The organism is Fodinibius sp. (genome assembly GCF_034521915.1).
GTDB lineage: Bacteria > Bacteroidota > Rhodothermia > Balneolales > Balneolaceae > Fodinibius.
Genome location: NZ_JAXHLU010000018.1, coordinates 41,607 through 58,534, shown reverse-complemented (window position 1 = coordinate 58,534; position 16,928 = coordinate 41,607). Strand labels below are relative to the sequence as shown.

General features: G+C 41.5%; 19 protein-coding genes. 11 read left to right on the top strand and 8 right to left on the bottom strand.

Features of this window, described 5'->3' with window-relative positions; genetic code table 11:
• Positions 1-20 precede the first annotated feature (20 nt).
• Positions 21-281, bottom strand: a complete 261-nt coding sequence (locus U5J89_RS14000) for a hypothetical protein (protein ID WP_322576266.1) — start codon at positions 279-281, stop codon at positions 21-23.
• Between the two features lie 79 nt (positions 282-360).
• Here U5J89_RS14000 and U5J89_RS13995 point away from each other — a divergent pair, with 79 nt between their 5' ends.
• The 11 genes from U5J89_RS13995 (at position 361) to U5J89_RS13945 (ending at position 11,299) form a co-directional block, all read left to right on the top strand.
• Positions 361-1,041, top strand: coding sequence for an SOS response-associated peptidase (locus tag U5J89_RS13995; RefSeq protein WP_322576265.1), 681 nt, complete (start codon positions 361-363; stop codon positions 1,039-1,041).
• A 250-nt stretch (positions 1,042-1,291) separates the two neighbouring features.
• On the top strand, positions 1,292-2,143 hold the full coding sequence (locus U5J89_RS13990) for a DUF5694 domain-containing protein (protein ID WP_322576264.1): 852 nt from the start codon (positions 1,292-1,294) through the stop codon (positions 2,141-2,143).
• Positions 2,144-2,344: 201 nt separating this feature from the next.
• Entirely contained in the window at positions 2,345-3,055 is a 711-nt protein-coding gene (locus tag U5J89_RS13985; RefSeq protein WP_322576263.1) for a hypothetical protein, read from the top strand.
• A gap of 87 nt (positions 3,056-3,142) precedes the next feature.
• Positions 3,143-3,901, top strand: a complete 759-nt coding sequence (locus U5J89_RS13980; protein ID WP_322576262.1) for a nuclease-related domain-containing protein — start codon at positions 3,143-3,145, stop codon at positions 3,899-3,901.
• Positions 3,902-4,245: 344 nt separating this feature from the next.
• Positions 4,246-5,118 carry an AraC family transcriptional regulator gene (locus U5J89_RS13975; RefSeq protein WP_322576261.1) on the top strand — a complete coding sequence of 291 codons (873 nt, stop codon included), beginning with the start codon at positions 4,246-4,248 and terminating at the stop codon, positions 5,116-5,118.
• A 274-nt stretch (positions 5,119-5,392) separates the two neighbouring features.
• Positions 5,393-6,784, top strand: coding sequence for an FAD-binding oxidoreductase (locus U5J89_RS13970; protein ID WP_322576260.1), 1,392 nt, complete (start codon positions 5,393-5,395; stop codon positions 6,782-6,784).
• Between the two features lie 9 nt (positions 6,785-6,793).
• Positions 6,794-7,321, top strand: coding sequence for a hypothetical protein (locus U5J89_RS13965; RefSeq protein WP_322576259.1), 528 nt, complete (start codon positions 6,794-6,796; stop codon positions 7,319-7,321).
• Between the two features lie 296 nt (positions 7,322-7,617).
• A complete protein-coding gene (locus tag U5J89_RS13960) occupies positions 7,618-8,490 on the top strand; it encodes an AraC family transcriptional regulator (protein WP_322576258.1) in 873 nt (290 codons plus the stop codon).
• A gap of 167 nt (positions 8,491-8,657) precedes the next feature.
• Positions 8,658-8,807: a hypothetical protein gene (locus U5J89_RS13955; protein WP_322576257.1), complete on the top strand. Its 150-nt coding sequence runs from the start codon at positions 8,658-8,660 to the stop codon at positions 8,805-8,807.
• 79 nt (positions 8,808-8,886) lie between these two features.
• Positions 8,887-9,564 (top strand): hypothetical protein, encoded by a 678-nt coding sequence (locus U5J89_RS13950; RefSeq protein WP_322576256.1) that lies wholly within the window; start codon positions 8,887-8,889, stop codon positions 9,562-9,564.
• A gap of 313 nt (positions 9,565-9,877) precedes the next feature.
• Entirely contained in the window at positions 9,878-11,299 is a 1,422-nt protein-coding gene (locus U5J89_RS13945) for a vanadium-dependent haloperoxidase (RefSeq protein WP_322576255.1), read from the top strand.
• A gap of 318 nt (positions 11,300-11,617) precedes the next feature.
• Here U5J89_RS13945 and U5J89_RS13940 read toward each other — a convergent pair whose 3' ends face one another.
• From U5J89_RS13940 to U5J89_RS13910, 7 genes are all read right to left on the bottom strand, one after another.
• Complete coding sequence (locus U5J89_RS13940; RefSeq protein WP_322576254.1) at positions 11,618-12,007, bottom strand: nuclear transport factor 2 family protein; 390 nt, start codon at positions 12,005-12,007, stop codon at positions 11,618-11,620.
• Positions 12,008-12,184: 177 nt separating this feature from the next.
• The gene (locus U5J89_RS13935) at positions 12,185-12,418 is read right to left on the bottom strand and encodes a PAS domain-containing protein (protein ID WP_322576253.1); all 234 of its coding nucleotides are present in this window, start codon (positions 12,416-12,418) and stop codon (positions 12,185-12,187) included.
• Between the two features lie 145 nt (positions 12,419-12,563).
• Positions 12,564-13,667: a hypothetical protein gene (locus U5J89_RS13930; RefSeq protein WP_322576252.1), complete on the bottom strand. Its 1,104-nt coding sequence runs from the start codon at positions 13,665-13,667 to the stop codon at positions 12,564-12,566.
• An 18-nt stretch (positions 13,668-13,685) separates the two neighbouring features.
• Complete coding sequence (locus tag U5J89_RS13925) at positions 13,686-14,306, bottom strand: hypothetical protein (protein WP_322576251.1); 621 nt, start codon at positions 14,304-14,306, stop codon at positions 13,686-13,688.
• Between the two features lie 18 nt (positions 14,307-14,324).
• Positions 14,325-14,867, bottom strand: a complete 543-nt coding sequence (locus tag U5J89_RS13920) for a hypothetical protein (protein WP_322576250.1) — start codon at positions 14,865-14,867, stop codon at positions 14,325-14,327.
• A 186-nt stretch (positions 14,868-15,053) separates the two neighbouring features.
• Positions 15,054-15,869, bottom strand: coding sequence for a DUF4382 domain-containing protein (locus U5J89_RS13915; protein ID WP_322576249.1), 816 nt, complete (start codon positions 15,867-15,869; stop codon positions 15,054-15,056).
• A 147-nt stretch (positions 15,870-16,016) separates the two neighbouring features.
• A complete protein-coding gene (locus U5J89_RS13910; protein ID WP_322576248.1) occupies positions 16,017-16,919 on the bottom strand; it encodes a hypothetical protein in 903 nt (300 codons plus the stop codon).
• Positions 16,920-16,928: the final 9 nt, after the last annotated feature.

The following is a 16,928-nucleotide window of genomic DNA, read 5'->3' as shown; positions in this document are numbered from 1 at the left end:
TTCGGCTCGATGAGTGGGCCTCATTCCAAATAATCCTCTATCACTGATTTGATGATATTGCAGGGGATGAAGCCGGGTTTTTCCGTGATACTTACCGATAGGGTATCCCCATGAAATGCGACCTCACCGGTAACCTCGCCACCCGGCACTGAGATGGTAAAGGCTCCGCTGTTGCCGGTAATTTGGATGTCGCCGTCGTTGCTTGTGATCTCTTCGGTGATAATTTGTTTCGCTTCGTCCGTAGGTTTCGAATACGTGATCTCGAAATCGCAGGTAGCCATAGGGAATGTATTGAGTAATGAGTTCGAATTGGTGATATTAAAAATAGTATAAGCCTACAACTAAAACGAATACCATTTTATGTGTGGACGCTATACACTTACCAAAAATGAGGGAGATCTAGAATCATGGTTTGATGCGGTCATGGAAGAGGTTGAGGAATACGGGCCCAACTACAACGTAGCACCGACTCACAACATGCCGGTAGTGGGACAAAACCGCGAGGGTCAGCGCACGATACGGCAATTCCGTTGGGGACTGCTTCCATTCTGGGCGAAAGAGAAAAAGGTTGGCTACAGCATGATTAATGCCCGGGCCGAATCCGTGAACACCAAGAAATCCTTCAAGCGATCTTTCGAGCGATACCGATGCCTGGTACCGGCCAGCGGATTCTACGAGTGGAAAGGGAAGAAGGGCAATAAAACGCCCTACTATATTCATCCAACGCACGAACCAATGTTTGCCTTTGCGGGGATCTATAACGTGTGGGAGTCGCCCGAAGGCGAAAAAATACCGACCTACAGCATTATTACGACTGATGCCAACGAGAAGATGAGTAACTTGCATGACCGCATGCCGGCCATGTTGCTAAAAGAAGAATGGGACGAATGGCTGGATCCCGAGAATCACAACACCAAGGCTCTGAAAGACCTCCTTAATCCATTCCCGGATGATGCCATTGACTATTATCAGGTAGATAAAGCCGTTAACAACGTGCGGAATAATTCTGAGGAGTTGCTGGAGAAGGTTAACGGCGAATAATCTGGTATGCTTGGAGTGTATAGTTTATTTGATCAGTACAGATACAACTGTTTGGTGTTTACATTATCTGTATTCAAACGGACCTCTTAAGAATGGATAATATAGAGAATTTCTAATATTTCAGCTCCTATTAGACCTTTAATGTATTATCCATAAACATGTGGGTAGACTGCTATTTCTATTCATATGTAACCTTCAGGACTTTTTTCAGTATTAAAATAGAACAATATCTATAAACTTAGTACTGATTATGAACAAATACACTTTAATGCTCTTGTTCTGTGGATTATTAATTTTTATTGGCACACCAATAACTGTAAAAGCTCAATTCGGTAATGTTGAACAAAAAGCCCGGAATAAACCAACTTTGGTTATTGTGGGAACTTACCACATGGCTACAACAACAAGTAACGTCATTAATACTGATGTCGATGATGTAACTTCGCCTGAAAGGCAAAAGCAAATGCTTGAGCTAATAGATAAGCTTAAAAAATTTAACCCTACGAAGCTTGCATTGGAGTGTGATTATAAAAATCAATCTAAGGTTGTAAACCAATATAATGATTACCTGTCAGGAAACTTTGAACTCACAAGAAGTGAAGTTCATCAAATAGGTTATCGGCTGGCAAAGGAATCAGGACATGAAAAAGTCTATTGCATTGATTGGGGTGTTTTTCCAGAAGATTCTTTATACAACTATCAAACCTACTCCAAGCAACATCCCCAATTAAATGAGTATCTAAATGATTTATATAAGGACAATGAGGATATTGCAAAAAAAGACTCTGCAAAAATAGCATCTCGAACTATCATTGAGAATCTGATTGCTGAAAATCAACCTGTTGCTAACGAAAAAAGCCATCAAGGTTATTTTAAACTTCTCCGTATTGGCAAAGGACATGAATATGTAGGGGCCAATTATTTGTCTTGGTGGTACGGTCGAAATTTAAAGATTTTGACAAATATTATTCGCTTTACAGAATCACCGGATGATCGAATTCTTGTAGTTTATGGGGCTGGCCATAACTATTTGTTAAATCAATTCGCCAGAGAATCCGGGTTTTATGAAGTTGAAAGCCCACTAAATTATTTAAGAGAATAGAAAGACATGACTAATACATAGAAAAAAGAGCAATAAGTTGATCCTGCAGCCCAACCATCGTTTCAAGCCGACGCAACTTTCCTATTTCTTGCCAGTTTGCCAATTTTGGCCTACCATACTTTTATGAATCATAAAATAAACCTATTACGTCGGTTAAGTGCAGTGAGCGTTATACCATCTGATAATTCTATTTCTATATACATGAAAAGGACAACACTTTTTTTAGCCATTTATGCAATTACTTTAACCATCATTGTTCTTTATGCTTTACTTTCAGGATTCAAGATAAGTAGTAACAACCAAGAGTTTGAGGAAATCACAGTTGAACGAATTAATGTGTTAGAGTCTGACGGAAGCCTAAAAATGGTCATCAGTAACAGTTCCAGACAGCATCCCGGGATGATGAATGGTGAAAGCCTTGAAAAAAGGGACAGAGATCCTGGTATTATTTTTTTTAATGAGGAGCAGGATGAGGTAGGCGGATTACTTTATTCGGGAAATGAAAAAGAAGGTGCTACGTTCGTACTGTCAGTTGATCAATACAAGAACGATCAGGTCATGCAATATATGCACTACACCAATAAATACGGGAATAATCGTTACGGCCTTCAACTTTGGGATCGTGATAAAAACTATACATTGCCAGTTTTGAACAGCATTATGGACTCCCTTGACCGTGAAGGATATAACTATCAACAAAAATTGAAGTATTTGGAAGAGAAAAATAACGGCAAGCCAATAACTGCTCCTCGATTATTTATTGGGAGAAATTACAATACTGAAGCCGGTTTATTCATCAAGGACAAATTCGGAACAGATCGACTTCGATTGTATGTAGACTCTACCAATACCCCAAAAATTGAAGTACTTGACGAATCAGGAACAGTAATTAAAAGTGTTTTATCAGAATAACAAATACTGAAGTGGTATAACGCGCGCATTTTGCGCAATGTTGTTATAGGGCTTTCTTAACCTGATGAACATAGTTTAAAATATTCAATGGATGATTCAGCCGCATATTTGTTGATGTTATTAGTAATAATCAGTCTTGCTTGGTTGATTCCACAAATACGTAAAAAAATATTGAGCCTATTTAGAGGCTGGATAGGCGAAAAAAAGACTACGTTCTATCTGGGTCTATCACTCAATTCTAAAGTCTACAGAAGATTTCATGATGTCATCATTCCATCAGGAAATGGAACAACTCAAATTGATCACCTTGTTGTATCACTATATGGACTTTTCATAATAGAAACAAAGAATAGGAAGGGGTGGATATTTGGATCTAAGGGTCAAAGAAGGTGGACCCAATCCCTTTATGGTAATAATTATTCTTTTCAGAACCCGATACGGCAAATCTACAGACAAAAAAAGATTGTTTCAGAATTTTTGGGTCTCAATGAATCAATTATCCATACCGTTATTTATTTCGTTGGCGATTGTAAATTTAAAACAGAGTTGCCAGATAACGTGATAAAATCCCGGCCAGGAAAATACATCAAACAGTTTAAGGATCGAGTGCTTTCACCTGAAGAAGTAGATCGAGTAGTCCGAGAAATTGAATACTACGTTTCTGAGTCTTCACTCACCACTAAAGATCATGTACAATCTTTGCGTGAACGACATAATTCATCTACTGTTTGTCCGAAATGTGGATCTAATCTTGTTGAGAGAACTGCAAAGAAGGGGCCTAATGCAGGTTCGAAATTTTTGGGATGCGAAAACTACCCACAATGTCGGTTTACAAAGGATATATAATAGAAACTAATGCGCCCTATAACCCATGCCTTAACGCGGACAGGCCTCGCCATCTCCTTGGCTCCCTTTCATTTATTACTTAATCTATCGTTTTAACACTAATCCGACATTCCAGCGCCTGACGGTTATGCGCCATGTCGTTATTTACCAAAGAAAAGTACATAAACTATTCAGACAGGCTTTTTACTTTAATTTTTAAAATTAAGATGATGCCTGTACTTTGATACTAAGTATTATTTCTACATTTTATTTATTGTTTATTTACATTAAATAAATAGCGCAAAATAAAGAGTAATGCAGTTCGTATCAGTGTTCTTTAAATGACGATAATTTCCTGAGAGAATATGGATGTTTATGAACTACATAAATCTAACCCTAAACTCTTCCCACAATTTTCGGTTAAAGATACGCTGGTTTTATACTACAGTTGTCCGCAACGGGATGAAATTATGCAGCTCTACTCCAAACATATCCAGATCTTATTTACATTAAGTGGGAAACGGATCCAGAAACATGGAGATCAGGTATGGGTATCCAGTCCCAAAAAAGGTGGATTATTAAAAAAATGTGCTTTTTTACAGGAACTACCTGCCGATTATAGTGGATGGGACACCATGGTATTCTACCTGAAAGATGATTACCTCCGTTCTGTATTTGAAGAGTTCAGATCGCACTTATCCCTGATTGATTTACCTGAACCAAACAAAGAGATGATCGAGATGTTTGAGATTAACGACCGTATCAGGAGTTGTTATAAAAGCTTTCTTCCCTATTTTGGTAATAATGAACCGCTACCGGAGAGTGTGCTTGAAAATAAGTTCAAAGAGTTACTTTTTAATGTTTTCAGCCACCCCGAAAACAAACACATCCTGTCCTATATACTGAAAATCGTAGATCGCCGTCAGACTCCGGTCTGGGAAGTGATGGAAGAGAACTATATGTACGATCTAAAAATCGAAGATTTTGCTAATCTTGCGAACCGAAGCTTGTCTACCTTTAAGAGAGACTTTAAAAAACACTATAAAAGTTCTCCGGGGAAATGGCTTACTTTGAGGCGCCTGAAAAGAGCTAAAAGTATGTTGCAAACCGGGAACAAAACAATTAGCCAGGTCGCTTTCGATTGCGGCTTTAATAATTTATCGCACTTCAGCAGAACCTATAAGGCCGAATACGGCATGTCCCCATCTGCATATCGGAGAGATTGGGCTGATAAGTAAAGCTTCTGAGCTTTTAAGAAAAGCCTCAAGCAAATCTTTTTATTACATTCGATTGTATCGACGAATATAGATGGGTATGGTTTTGAATTGTAGAATCTGAGTTCGATTCATAAATCAAGTCATTTGAAAGACTCCTTTAAAAAAGAGGGAATAAGGGAGATGGTCATACAATGATGGAAAAATCAATAGACAACCTTTTAAATCTCTCCGCCATCCGGCGGATGTTTAAAATGCTTACCACCTATCAAGCATTCAATTAAAAAATGGAGATTACATGCTGGAGAACAAAACAATCACAGAATTCAATAACGCACTTCTTGGAGAGATTATTACTCCGAAGGATAGAAGGTATGATCATGAACGACAGGTTTGGAACGGGCTCATTGACAAATATCCGTTATTGATCGCCAAGTGCAGGGGAACATCCGACGTGATTCACTCCGTTAACTTTGCACGGGAAAATAAACTGCAAGTATCCATTCGCGGTGGCGGCCATAATGTTGCAGGTCTGGCTTTGGTTGATGATGGACTGGTCATTGACCTTTCGGATATGCGGGGAGTTCACGTAGATCCGGACTCAAAAACGGCTATTGTAGAGGGAGGGGCAATCTGGAGCGATGTTGACCGGGAAACTCAGCTTTATGGGCTGGCCGCTCCCGGGGGAGTGGTTTCTACCACGGGTGTTGCAGGCCTCACGCTAGGCGGCGGGCTGGGAAGGCTTCGGAAAAAACACGGACTCAGTTGTGATAACCTTCACTCTGTACGCATTGTGACCGCAGAAGGAAACGTTTTGACAGCGAACGAACAAGAAAACAGTGATCTCTTTTGGGCAGTACGGGGCGGGGGCGGAAACTTTGGGATTGTTACAAGCTTCGAATTTAATCTCCATAAAGTGGGGCCTCAAGTAATGTTTTGTTTACCAATGTATCCTATGGAAATAGCCGAAAAAGTACTATCGGTTTGGCGGGATTTTATGGTTTCTTCACCTGACGAAGTAAGCTCAGAGGCCTTGCTTTGGTCTATACCTGATGTTGAGGATTTCCCGGAAGAAGCACGGGGCAAGAGTATTGTAGGCATCCCGGCAATGTACTCCGGTGATCCGGATGAAGGCCAGCAGGTGCTCCAGCCCCTCAGGGAGATTGGTGAACCGGTTGTTGATCTGAGCGGACAATATCCTTTTGCAGTGGTACAAACGATGTTCGATTGGGTATTCCCCAAAAACGAGCGCAATTACTATTTCAAGTCAACAGATCTCAGCTCGCTTGATAATGACGTGATAAACGCATTCGTTTCAAAAGGGAAAGAGCGCCCCGTGCCTTCCATGCTGATGGCTATCTGGCATTACGGGGGAGAAATGAACAGGATTCCTGCAGAAGATACGGCTTTCGGCAGCCGTGATACATCATTTCTGCTGAGTGTCGATTCCGTTTGGGACGACCCTGCCGACTCCGAAAAAGTTATTGCATGGTCGCGCAATGTACTGGATGAGATGAAACCCTATTCCGGATCCGGTATGTATTCCAATTTCCCCGGTTTCGGAGAGGAAGGAAACGAGTTGGTACAATCCGCTTACGGTAAAAATTACGAACGCCTTTCAAAAATAAAGGCCAAATATGATCCGGATAATTTTTTTAGTGTAAATTTGAATATTAAGCCGGCTGATTAATTCAAAAATATGAAACGGATCATCTTTTTAGTTTTTTTCCTGATGCTTGGTTGTAGTCAACAATCCAAAGAGTTGTCAATCGATGAAATTGAGCAAATAAAAAACGAGATAATTACGCGGTCCCAAAAGCACGCTTCTGATTTGGAAAACATGGATTATGAATCCGTCATGACGTTCTATTCGAAGGATCTCATCATGTTTGGAGATGGATATTATTGGGGAGATTACTTAACAGCTGATGGAGTCTGGAAAGATATTTTAGGAGAAGATGGCTGGGAGGAAATGTTGAAATGGGATTTGCAGAACCACAAAATTCATGTCCATTCAAGAAACGCAGCATCCTATTTGGTTGAGTTCGACCATGAGCATTTAGTGGAAAACGGGGATACCATTCGAAGTTCAGGATGCTTCACATACGGAATGCAGAAATTGGATGGGGAATGGAAAGCTGTAACCGCTCATGTAACACATATCCCTGTTCGAACTGATGATGAAAAATGGTGGTCTAAGTACTCGCCTTCAAACAGGTCCAAATAGAAAATAAAGACATACAACTACAACTAAAATCTACTGCCACTCAGTATCTAAAACCCACCTTTTCGTAGCTGCTTATATTTTATAATCAGAGAGTCATACATTCACAACAAGTGCAATTCTTTAAAACATGTTTTAAAATACCTCACAACATCATCATTGAGGAGTTACTTTAGCGTATAAACTTTGAAATGAGTCCGGATTTCTCCATTTTAATTTAATTCTTCCAAATAAAGAGTTTCACGGGAAGATATTTCGATAATCATTTGGTGCCATGCCAACTCTCAAATGTCCGTATTATGGATTTGTATGAAGCACAAATATCGAACCCTGAACTGTTTCAGCAATTTACGTTGAAAGACACGCTGTTTTTGCATTATAGCTGCCCACAAAAGGAAAAAGTTGTGCAGCTGTTTTCCAAATATATCCAGTTCAATTTTACATTGAGCGGAAAACGGATAATAAATCATGATAGTAACAGATGTGTGGCGAACCCAAATAAGGGAATAATCATTAAAAAATGTGCTTTTGTACAAGAGTTGCCATCAACCCGTGAAGGATGGGATGTATTAATATTTTATCTGAAAGACGACTATCTTCGATCTTTGTTTGAGGAATTCAGGCCACATTTATCGTTAGAAGAATTGCCCGAGCCAAATAAAGTCTGGATTGAAAGCTTTTCGATTAATGAGCACATCAAAAATAGTTACAAAAGTTTTATCCCCTATATCATTGACAATAAATCACTACCGGACAGTGTATTTGAAAATAAATTTAAAGAGTTACTCTTTAACATTTTCTCCCACCCCGAAAACAAACACATTCTCGCATATATCCTGAAAATTGTGAACCGCTTTCAGACTCCAATCTGGGAGGTTATGGAAGCAAATTATATGTATGATCTAAATATTCAGGATTTTGCAAAAATTGCCAATCGCAGCTTATCTACCTTTAAGAGAGACTTTAAAAAACACTATCAAACATCGCCCGGAAAATGGCTTACAGAGAGGCGCCTGAAAAGAGCTAAAAGCATGCTTCAGACCGGTAACAAAACAATTAGCCACATTGCATTCGATTGCGGCTTTAGCAATTTATCGCACTTCAGTAGAACGTATAAGGCCGAATATGGCATGTCCCCATCTGAATATCGGAGAGATTGGGCTGATAAGTAAAGTTTCTGGGCTTCTGAGAAAAGCCTGAATCCCGGGAATCTATTATGTTGCACTTCAGATAGATAACGTGTTATTGGGGATTCTTAGAGGAGAGCAGAAATTCTGATACCCATCTATGTATTCCCGTAGGAATTTATCTCAAACAATCAGTCTTTAACCTCCGACATGTGGGAGAGGAAAAAGAAGCCATTGAACGGGACGTTTTTGGCTGCGATACTGAAACCGTAAAAATGGAGACCCATGATTTTAAAGTGGGAGCCTCGGATAACTTTATTGCATATCAACCGGAGTATAAAGACAAGAAACTAATACAGTAATCCTGAGAGAATTGTCCTCGATTACAGATTGAACAGGCACAAAACGTGCCACAACATCAACAATAAAACAAGAGGTATTATGAAAACACTAAAACTACTGCCGATACTACTGATAACGGGCCTTCTGTTCGGGTGCGAATCATACACCCCGGTTTCGCCTGAAAGTGAATTAGCAATTGCTGAATTGCAGTTGGATGCCGCTGCGAAGGTAAACACCAAATCCACTGCGGATATTTTCAACTTCGTTACCGGTGACTTAATCGGAAAATCTACGCTGCACCGGAATGGCAATGGAATCACGGTAAACTTTAAGACAACCGGATTAATGCCCGGCCATGCCTACACATTGTGGTGGGTGGTTTGGAATAAACCGGAAAATTGTGCGACCCCGGGAGCATGCGTTGAATCTGATTTTGCAAATGCCTTGAACGTGGAAGTACAGCTTCTGTATGCCACAGGTAGCATTGCGGGAAATAATGGAAAGGGAAATTTCTCGGCTCACCTGAAAGAAAACGATGACAGCGGCTCAGTTCATGAAATATTTGGTTTGCCAAACTTTGGCGGCCTCCAGGATGCGCATGCTGCAGAGATTCACGCTGTTTTGAGAAGTCACGGGCCGAAAATACCCGGCCAGGTAGGTGAGCAGATCAATTCCTATGAAGGCGGCTGTGTCGTTAATTTTCCGGCCTTTACGGAGATACCTGATGAGGCGGGAGAGTGCGGAGATATCATTGCTGCTATTCACGGGCCGCTTTGAAAGTAGAATCAGTGAAAGAGTCGTAACTCATTCAGTTTAGTCAATAATGGGATAGCTTTGTCGTAATCATCCTGAAAAGAAGCGTTTTTTGGAAAATTCAGCGGCTCAGTATTCCGTATTTGCCGGACCCACCCCCGCCTTGTGCCGAAAAAAAGCGTGTCGGGACAAGGAGGGGAGTGATCCTGTAACCTTTAAAATAGTGTTGTCCCTGGTTTTTGAGCAAAATTAATAACACCTGCCGGATAGGATGCAACCTACACAGAATCATCGATTCATTTAATTCGATTACAACAGATAACGGGAGATAAGATCAATGAAACATTCAACAGCCCACAACTTACATCGGCATACTGGAGCCATTATTTCCACAGCTCATGGATGGAGTATAGCAAAACTTAAAAAAAACACCTTCCTGATTGTAGCATTGGTACTGTTTTCTATAGTCCTGACGTCCTGCGATCAAACCACTTCTCCAGGCAAAGATACCGAACTCCCCGAAACCTCTGAGTATGACGCTCACGTGGCGACTGCCTGGTTTGGACTGTCACTCGACCTCATCGAAAAAACAGCCGGCTTTTCTCCGCCTGTAGCCTCACGGGCTCTTAGCTATATGGGAGTAACACTTTACGAAACCGTGGCTCCCGGAATTCCCGGATACCGAAGCTTGGCGGGAGAGCTGAATGGACTGAAACCCTTGCCCCAACCCGGGGCTGAAATTCACTGGCCTGCTGCAGCCAACAGTGCCCTGGCGGAAATCACCCGCAAACTCTTCAGATCTGCGGAACCTGACCTCCTCCAGGCTATTGATGCATTGGAAGAGACGCTGAACGGTCAGTTCAACCTTCCTGCCACTGATGGCGTTTTTAACCGTTCGGTGGAATACGGGCGGGAGATTGCCGGGGCAATCTATAACTGGTCGCAATCCGACGGCGGCCATCAGGGATTTTCAACTAACTTCCCGGACAACTACACACCCCCCGCAGGTCCTGGCATGTGGATCCCCACTCCGCCCGGTTATCAGACGGCCCTGCAGCCTTACTGGGGTGAGAACCGTCTGTTTGCCCTCTCCGAAGCCAACGAATGTTCCGTAACGCCTCCGCCAGCCTATTCAGAAGACCCGGAATCGGTGTTTTATACCGAGGCACTGGAAGTGTATGAAACCGTTGGGCAATTGAGCGATGAGCAGCGGGAAATCGCCCTGTTCTGGTCCGATGATCCCGGGAAAACTTCCACCCCGCCGGGACACTGGATCTCGATCCTCAATCAGGTGATTTCAGAGTACAACCATTCGCTCGATACCGCCGCTGAAGCCTATGTCCGACTGGGAATTGCCCTTGCCGACGCCTTTATTGTCTGCTGGTACGAAAAGTACCACTATGATGTGATCCGGCCCATCAGCTACATCCAACAGGTGATAGATGCGGGCTGGAATGACCCCGAAATTACCGATCCTGTGTTCACCCCGCCCTTCCCGGAGTATCCGTCCGGGCACTCCGTGCAGTCGGGTGCAGCGGCAGTTGTGCTTACTGATTTGTTCGGAGAGATATCCTTTGTCGACCGCAATCACGAAACCCGCGGACTTGCAACCCGATCATTTGTCTCGTTTTGGGAAGCGGCCGAAGAGGCGGCCATCAGCCGGTTGTATGGCGGCATTCATTACCGGGCCGGCATCGAGTTCGGTGTGGAACACGGACGGTGTATAGGTGAAAAGGCGACCGCCCTGGAATTGAAATAGTAAATAGGTTTAGCGCTCAGAGATTTCAAAACCTCAGTTTGATTCTAAAAATCAATAAAAGAGGCTCCCCTCCTTCGTAAGGAGGGGACTTTTGAGGCACTTTGATACAGATTAAGAATCGAACTCAGGTTTAAATGTTTTCCGCAAAACGATCCATTGTAAGTGAATTTATAGTATTCATTTTAAAGGAATCCATCAGCTAATCTGATGAAAGTCAGATAAATATTTAATCCATTTAGATATGCTTTGAAGGTACTTGTGCTATAATTCTAAGGGTAGTGTAAACTGAACTCTGTCCGGTTTGTTTATTTTTTAGGGTTACGGGTTAAGTCCAGCGGCGGTATCTACGGCCTGGAAGAAACGACTTAGTTTTCCATTTTTTACAGTCCAGATGTGAACCGCATTAGCTTTAAATTTCTTACCAGTGGCTTTCCAAGTTCCCGTGTAATACCCCTCCATGATTACGCGGTCGCCTGATTCCATAAGTTCTTCAATTTCAACATTGAAGTGATCATAATACTCAGAGAGCTTACTGAAAACACCATTACCTACCGCTTGTGGTCCTGTAAATATGCCATCGCCCTCAATAAAGGGAAATCCGTTACATTCATGCCATTCCATTTTGGGATCAAACATGGCAAGAACACCATCAATATCACCTTCACTGAATTTTTTATACCCGGTTTTTGCTAACTCAATATTTTTCATAACACTCCCTCTAATATTTGATTTGAATTACCTGTATAGTAGATAATATTTATATAGAAAAGGTATATTTTATTTGTATAAATAAAATATAAACAAATACTTATAACTATTTGTGTAGTAGTTATTAACGACCAACAGCTTTGCAACTATAGGAATCACTACTGGTTCATAATGTAGCTAACCAGCGTATATATAATTCCCCATTTTTTTCTGATGTTTCCACAAGCCCTCATCACCTACATTTTCACGATCCATCTCAGCCAAGTGCTTTTTTAGTTTTGGAACTTCTTCTTCTGGCCACAGATCAAATAACGTAAAGGAGAGTATCTCTTCTCTTGAATATCCGTGTAGCTTGGCCATCGATTGATTTACATCCCTGATCGAGTAGTCGTCTGGATTGTAAGTCCACATGGGGATAGCCAACAAATTAGCTTATGTAATAACTAACTGATTTAGGTGAGATACTTGAAGCTATTTGCCCACTAAAAAACAGCTCTATAAAAGTTTTGGTAGTCCCTCTTTTAATTAGGTTGTACCCAAGAAAGACCTCTTTATTTTACTGGATCTTTGTCTCTTCGAGCGTAACCACGCGGGTATACTTGTTTTGCTTGACGGTGTTAGCAGCTCCCATTTTGGCATAGTTTTCTCCAGCGCAGGTATAATTAATCGCAATATTTCCTCCAATATCTACCTCTATATCAGTAGTATCATCAGTATCCCCCACTAATACTGAACCATTGATAGTGGGTGTGCCGTGTCCCTCGAAAAGCTGGGCATTTTCAAAAATAACCAACCCGTTAAATTCAAAATTACCCCTGATGCTAACTGTATTTCCATCTTCATCCTCATAATCCATATGGGCACTATCTTTGATAACCATTATGCCATACCCCTCACTTTGCTGTCCCGTCAGCTTAACATTCCCATCTATAAAAAAGACTCCGGGATTTTCAGCAGTTCCCAAGTTGTCACTGTAGTCGGAATTAACTGTAGTTGCATTGCCCGAATTTTCAAGTCTCGCAATTAGTTCGTCGGTAGGTTCATAATTTAACTGATTATCTACCGCAATATCCCCATCCAGGTTCAGATCATGACTTTGCAACCCATCTTTTGTCTCTGAATTATTTACCGTAATTGGTGGTCTGTCTTCGCTGCAATCCGGATCCGTGCCATTAATTTCATGAGCATTTCCATCTACCGTCAATGAACCATAACCACTGGGTAACTGAAGTGCTCCAGAAAATTCAGGAACCAGATTACTAAATGGGGCTATCAAATAAACGCTAATAACTTTGGAGGTATATTTCTTTGATCCACCACCTCCCACATCAATCTCTGACTTAGACACAAGACGTATAGAATCGGCATCCCAGTAATTAGGGGCCTCATACATATAATCTACATACAGTGTTGTTTGAACATCTTCAATAGTTGTGGTCCACGCGTTAGAAGAATCATGCTCTTTAGCCCAATCATCGTTTTCATTTATTTTCTGCATGGAAACCTGAATAGCCGTATGCGCAGCATTAAGGGCTTCTGTTTTCTGTGCATATTCAACCGTTTTTTTGGTCAGCATCTTGCCCTGACCTGAAGTGCCCATTGCTACAATGCCAAGCGCAACTAACATACCGGCACAAATTATTAACATTGCTCGTCCCATAATAACACCTCTTACTTATTAAACATCTTCCAAATTAGGGGGAGAAAAGCGCTTCTCCCAAATTGTACGCACAAAACGTCCATCAGTATTTGTATTACCGTGGACTTTGGCCGAACTTTGCAATTCTAAGGCAATATAAAGCTGTCGAATACTATTTAGATCAGAACTTGCCACCGGGGTTGACATATGGTTGCTAACCGGTTGGCCATATTTATCCAGGTACTTGATATTAAAGTTCGTTACTCCCAATCGTATAGGAGTTTCACTTATAATACTCCCCGTATCAACATCCTTGACTGTTCTTTTTAATACATATGCGTTGGGATTTCCGTTGCCAACCGACGTATTTGTAAACTCCCAGGTTACCAGTTCAACTGAGTTATCACTACTGTTGTCAATATTACTGCGAAATGCAACTTTGTGGCTATCTGCTTCCACCAACACAGGACTAGTCTTATTATTCCTGTTAAATCCAATTTTTTGGATATCGTGATTAAGCATCTCCTGCACACCCACTGCTTTTTCGCGGGTCGTTTGCGTTAAGGTAAGCTCAGTAGAGCTTTGAGAAAGCGACATATTCATAGCAAGAATACCAATCAACAAAATGCCCCCGATAACATAACTTGTAACTAATCCCATATTCATAATGTTACTCCGCTAATCTGCGTAATAATTTCGAATAAACTCCAAACTGTATAATGTAAGGTTACCAGAACTCTGCCGATTCAAATATTTACTGGTTATATACACGCGCAGTTTTTTAAATGTCGTTTGTGTATTCGTTGAATCGTAGTTCGTCTCATCCACATAAAAAACTTGGGCACGAATGTTAAATTCGCCATGCTCGGTTTCTACCACATCATCCCATCCGTTGTAGTCGTCAAAATCATTAAACTCATGACGCGTTATATTTCCATCACCATTCTGATCATCACTGGTTTCTGGTCCCAAAGACGAAGGAGCTGAAAAATCACCCGGTATATCTGCCGGTGGTGCCGCTGCATCAACGGAAACCTCATCAAATTCTTTAGTGCGGCCCTCTTCAATAATATCCTGAGCCAAAGCAATAACTTCCTGTTCCAATTCTCCCTCTACCTGCATATAGGTATTCCGCTGAATCATGCTTGTGGCACTAAGTAATATCAGCGAAAAGATCACCATCGCTCCGATTGTCTGTAGTACTTCTCCGTAGCCAACCATAACTAATTATTTAAAATGAGTTTTACTAACGTTAGAAAATTTTAATATTATATCAATGCTATTTTTCAATTCTAATGTTTCGCATTCCAATTAATAAGGCCGTCGGACAGTAACTAATACTATCCGACGGACTCAGCTGATTATATGAAGTAATCGCCCACTAAAAGGCTATTACTTCTGACTCTGCTAATTTTGAGAGACGGTAATCGTTTCCAATTCCGTTGTTTCGCCTACATTTACTTCAACGTTATCAACATTTTCTGTTGCATAGGAGTCATCGGTAGGATCAACGGAAACGGTATAAGAACCTTCTTCGAGACCAATAAGCTTAAATTCGCCATTCGATGTATCAGCTTTTGTGGAAGACAGTGTATCCTCTCCGGCTATAGCATACACATACGGCTCAGAATCAACGGGCTCAACAGCTCCTGCAATATTACCGGTCACTGCTTCATTTGTAGCTTTTATTACCGGCTTCAGCAGATAGCCTTCTCCAGCTTGCTGATTACCTGTTACTACCACCGATCGCGCCGCATCAAAATCGAGCAGCAAGGTATAAGTGATGTCGGGCTCAATTTCAGCATTTACATTTAGCTTGATACCTGTTTGTTCACCACTGGGTACAAACATGCTGTGTTTTTCTCCATCAACTACCACACTGTGTCCGTCACTGCTTAATATAAGTCGAATTTGATTATAAGTTCCCGCGGGCAATTCGGCAGATCCGAGAACTTCGGTTGCTCCGTTTGTAAGCTCGAGAAGATCATAGGATTGCTGGGGACTATTAATTTCTACCCATCCCTCGTCATTTTCGCTATTATTAACCTCCACTCGCTCAATAAATACATTTACTTCATCATAATTGGCCGGTGCATCATGGAGTAAGACCTCCATTGTCCCGGTATCTCCATCAGCATTGGTTCCACTATTACATCCCATAAATACAACTGAAACTGCTAATAACAGTGCAAATGGTATTTTTAGTAACTTTTGTGTTTTCATAATTATTACCCTGTAGATTTATTATTTGTGTTAAATGTAGGATATATGACGATCGGGGTTTCGAAAGGTTACCAACTTTCTTGATAGGCTTACTACTTCTCTTGATAAACAGTGTAAATACGGAACCTGTACGACAAAGAAATCTAATTAGCCATTGCCGGAATTATTGCCCCTATTTCCCTTGCCTGGATTATCTTCCATTCCTTTGGGGATATTGCCGGGCGGTCCTCCTCCTATATTACCATCAAACAACTTTTGCAAAATATCTTGGGCAGGAACCCCTTTCTGCAACTGATTACCCACACCCTGAATAATGTTCGATGCAGGAATTTGACTTCGCTTCTGTGCCATATTTAGGGCCATAGGCAGCTTTTGAAATTCACCGGCTTCAAATCCTCCCTTCAACGCCCGAACAATAAATGACCGCGTAAGCTCGGGCTGATCCTGCATGGGCAAATCCGAAACAATATCCATTGCAGAAACAATGTTAGATCCGGTTGTTTTTGACAGCACTGACTTTTTACCTATGTCTGACAGAAGCTGACTAATATTTTCGGGCGAAACATTTTGTGTTATGGCGCGAGAAGACGATTCCACAAGTCTGTTGCGCATACTTCGGGAGGACTCATTTTGTCCGCCCATTATTTGTTTTACTTCCGGTTTTTCCATCCAGGGATCAACTACACCGGCTGCCTGACGGGTAGCACTGGTCATTCTATTTATATAAGGAACGATCCGTGCATCGGGCACTCCTTTTGACAATCCTTCCAGAGCTTTTTGCAGCACATGGTTTGCCGGCAAGTTATCTTCAGCAAGTTGTACCGCCGGCTCAATCATATTTATCAGCTGTTGATTACTTAAACCTCTCGCTTCTTTTCTTGCCTTAAGATCATCAATTACGGATTGTTCTATTCCTGCATTACCTGCCCGCTCCACCAGTTTATCCAACGATTCTGTTTGACCAGAGGCCGTATCAGGAATACCAAACCAAGCACACGCAACAACCAAAAGTGCTATGACCTTTATATGTTTATTTAAAACCTTCATCATATTCATTTC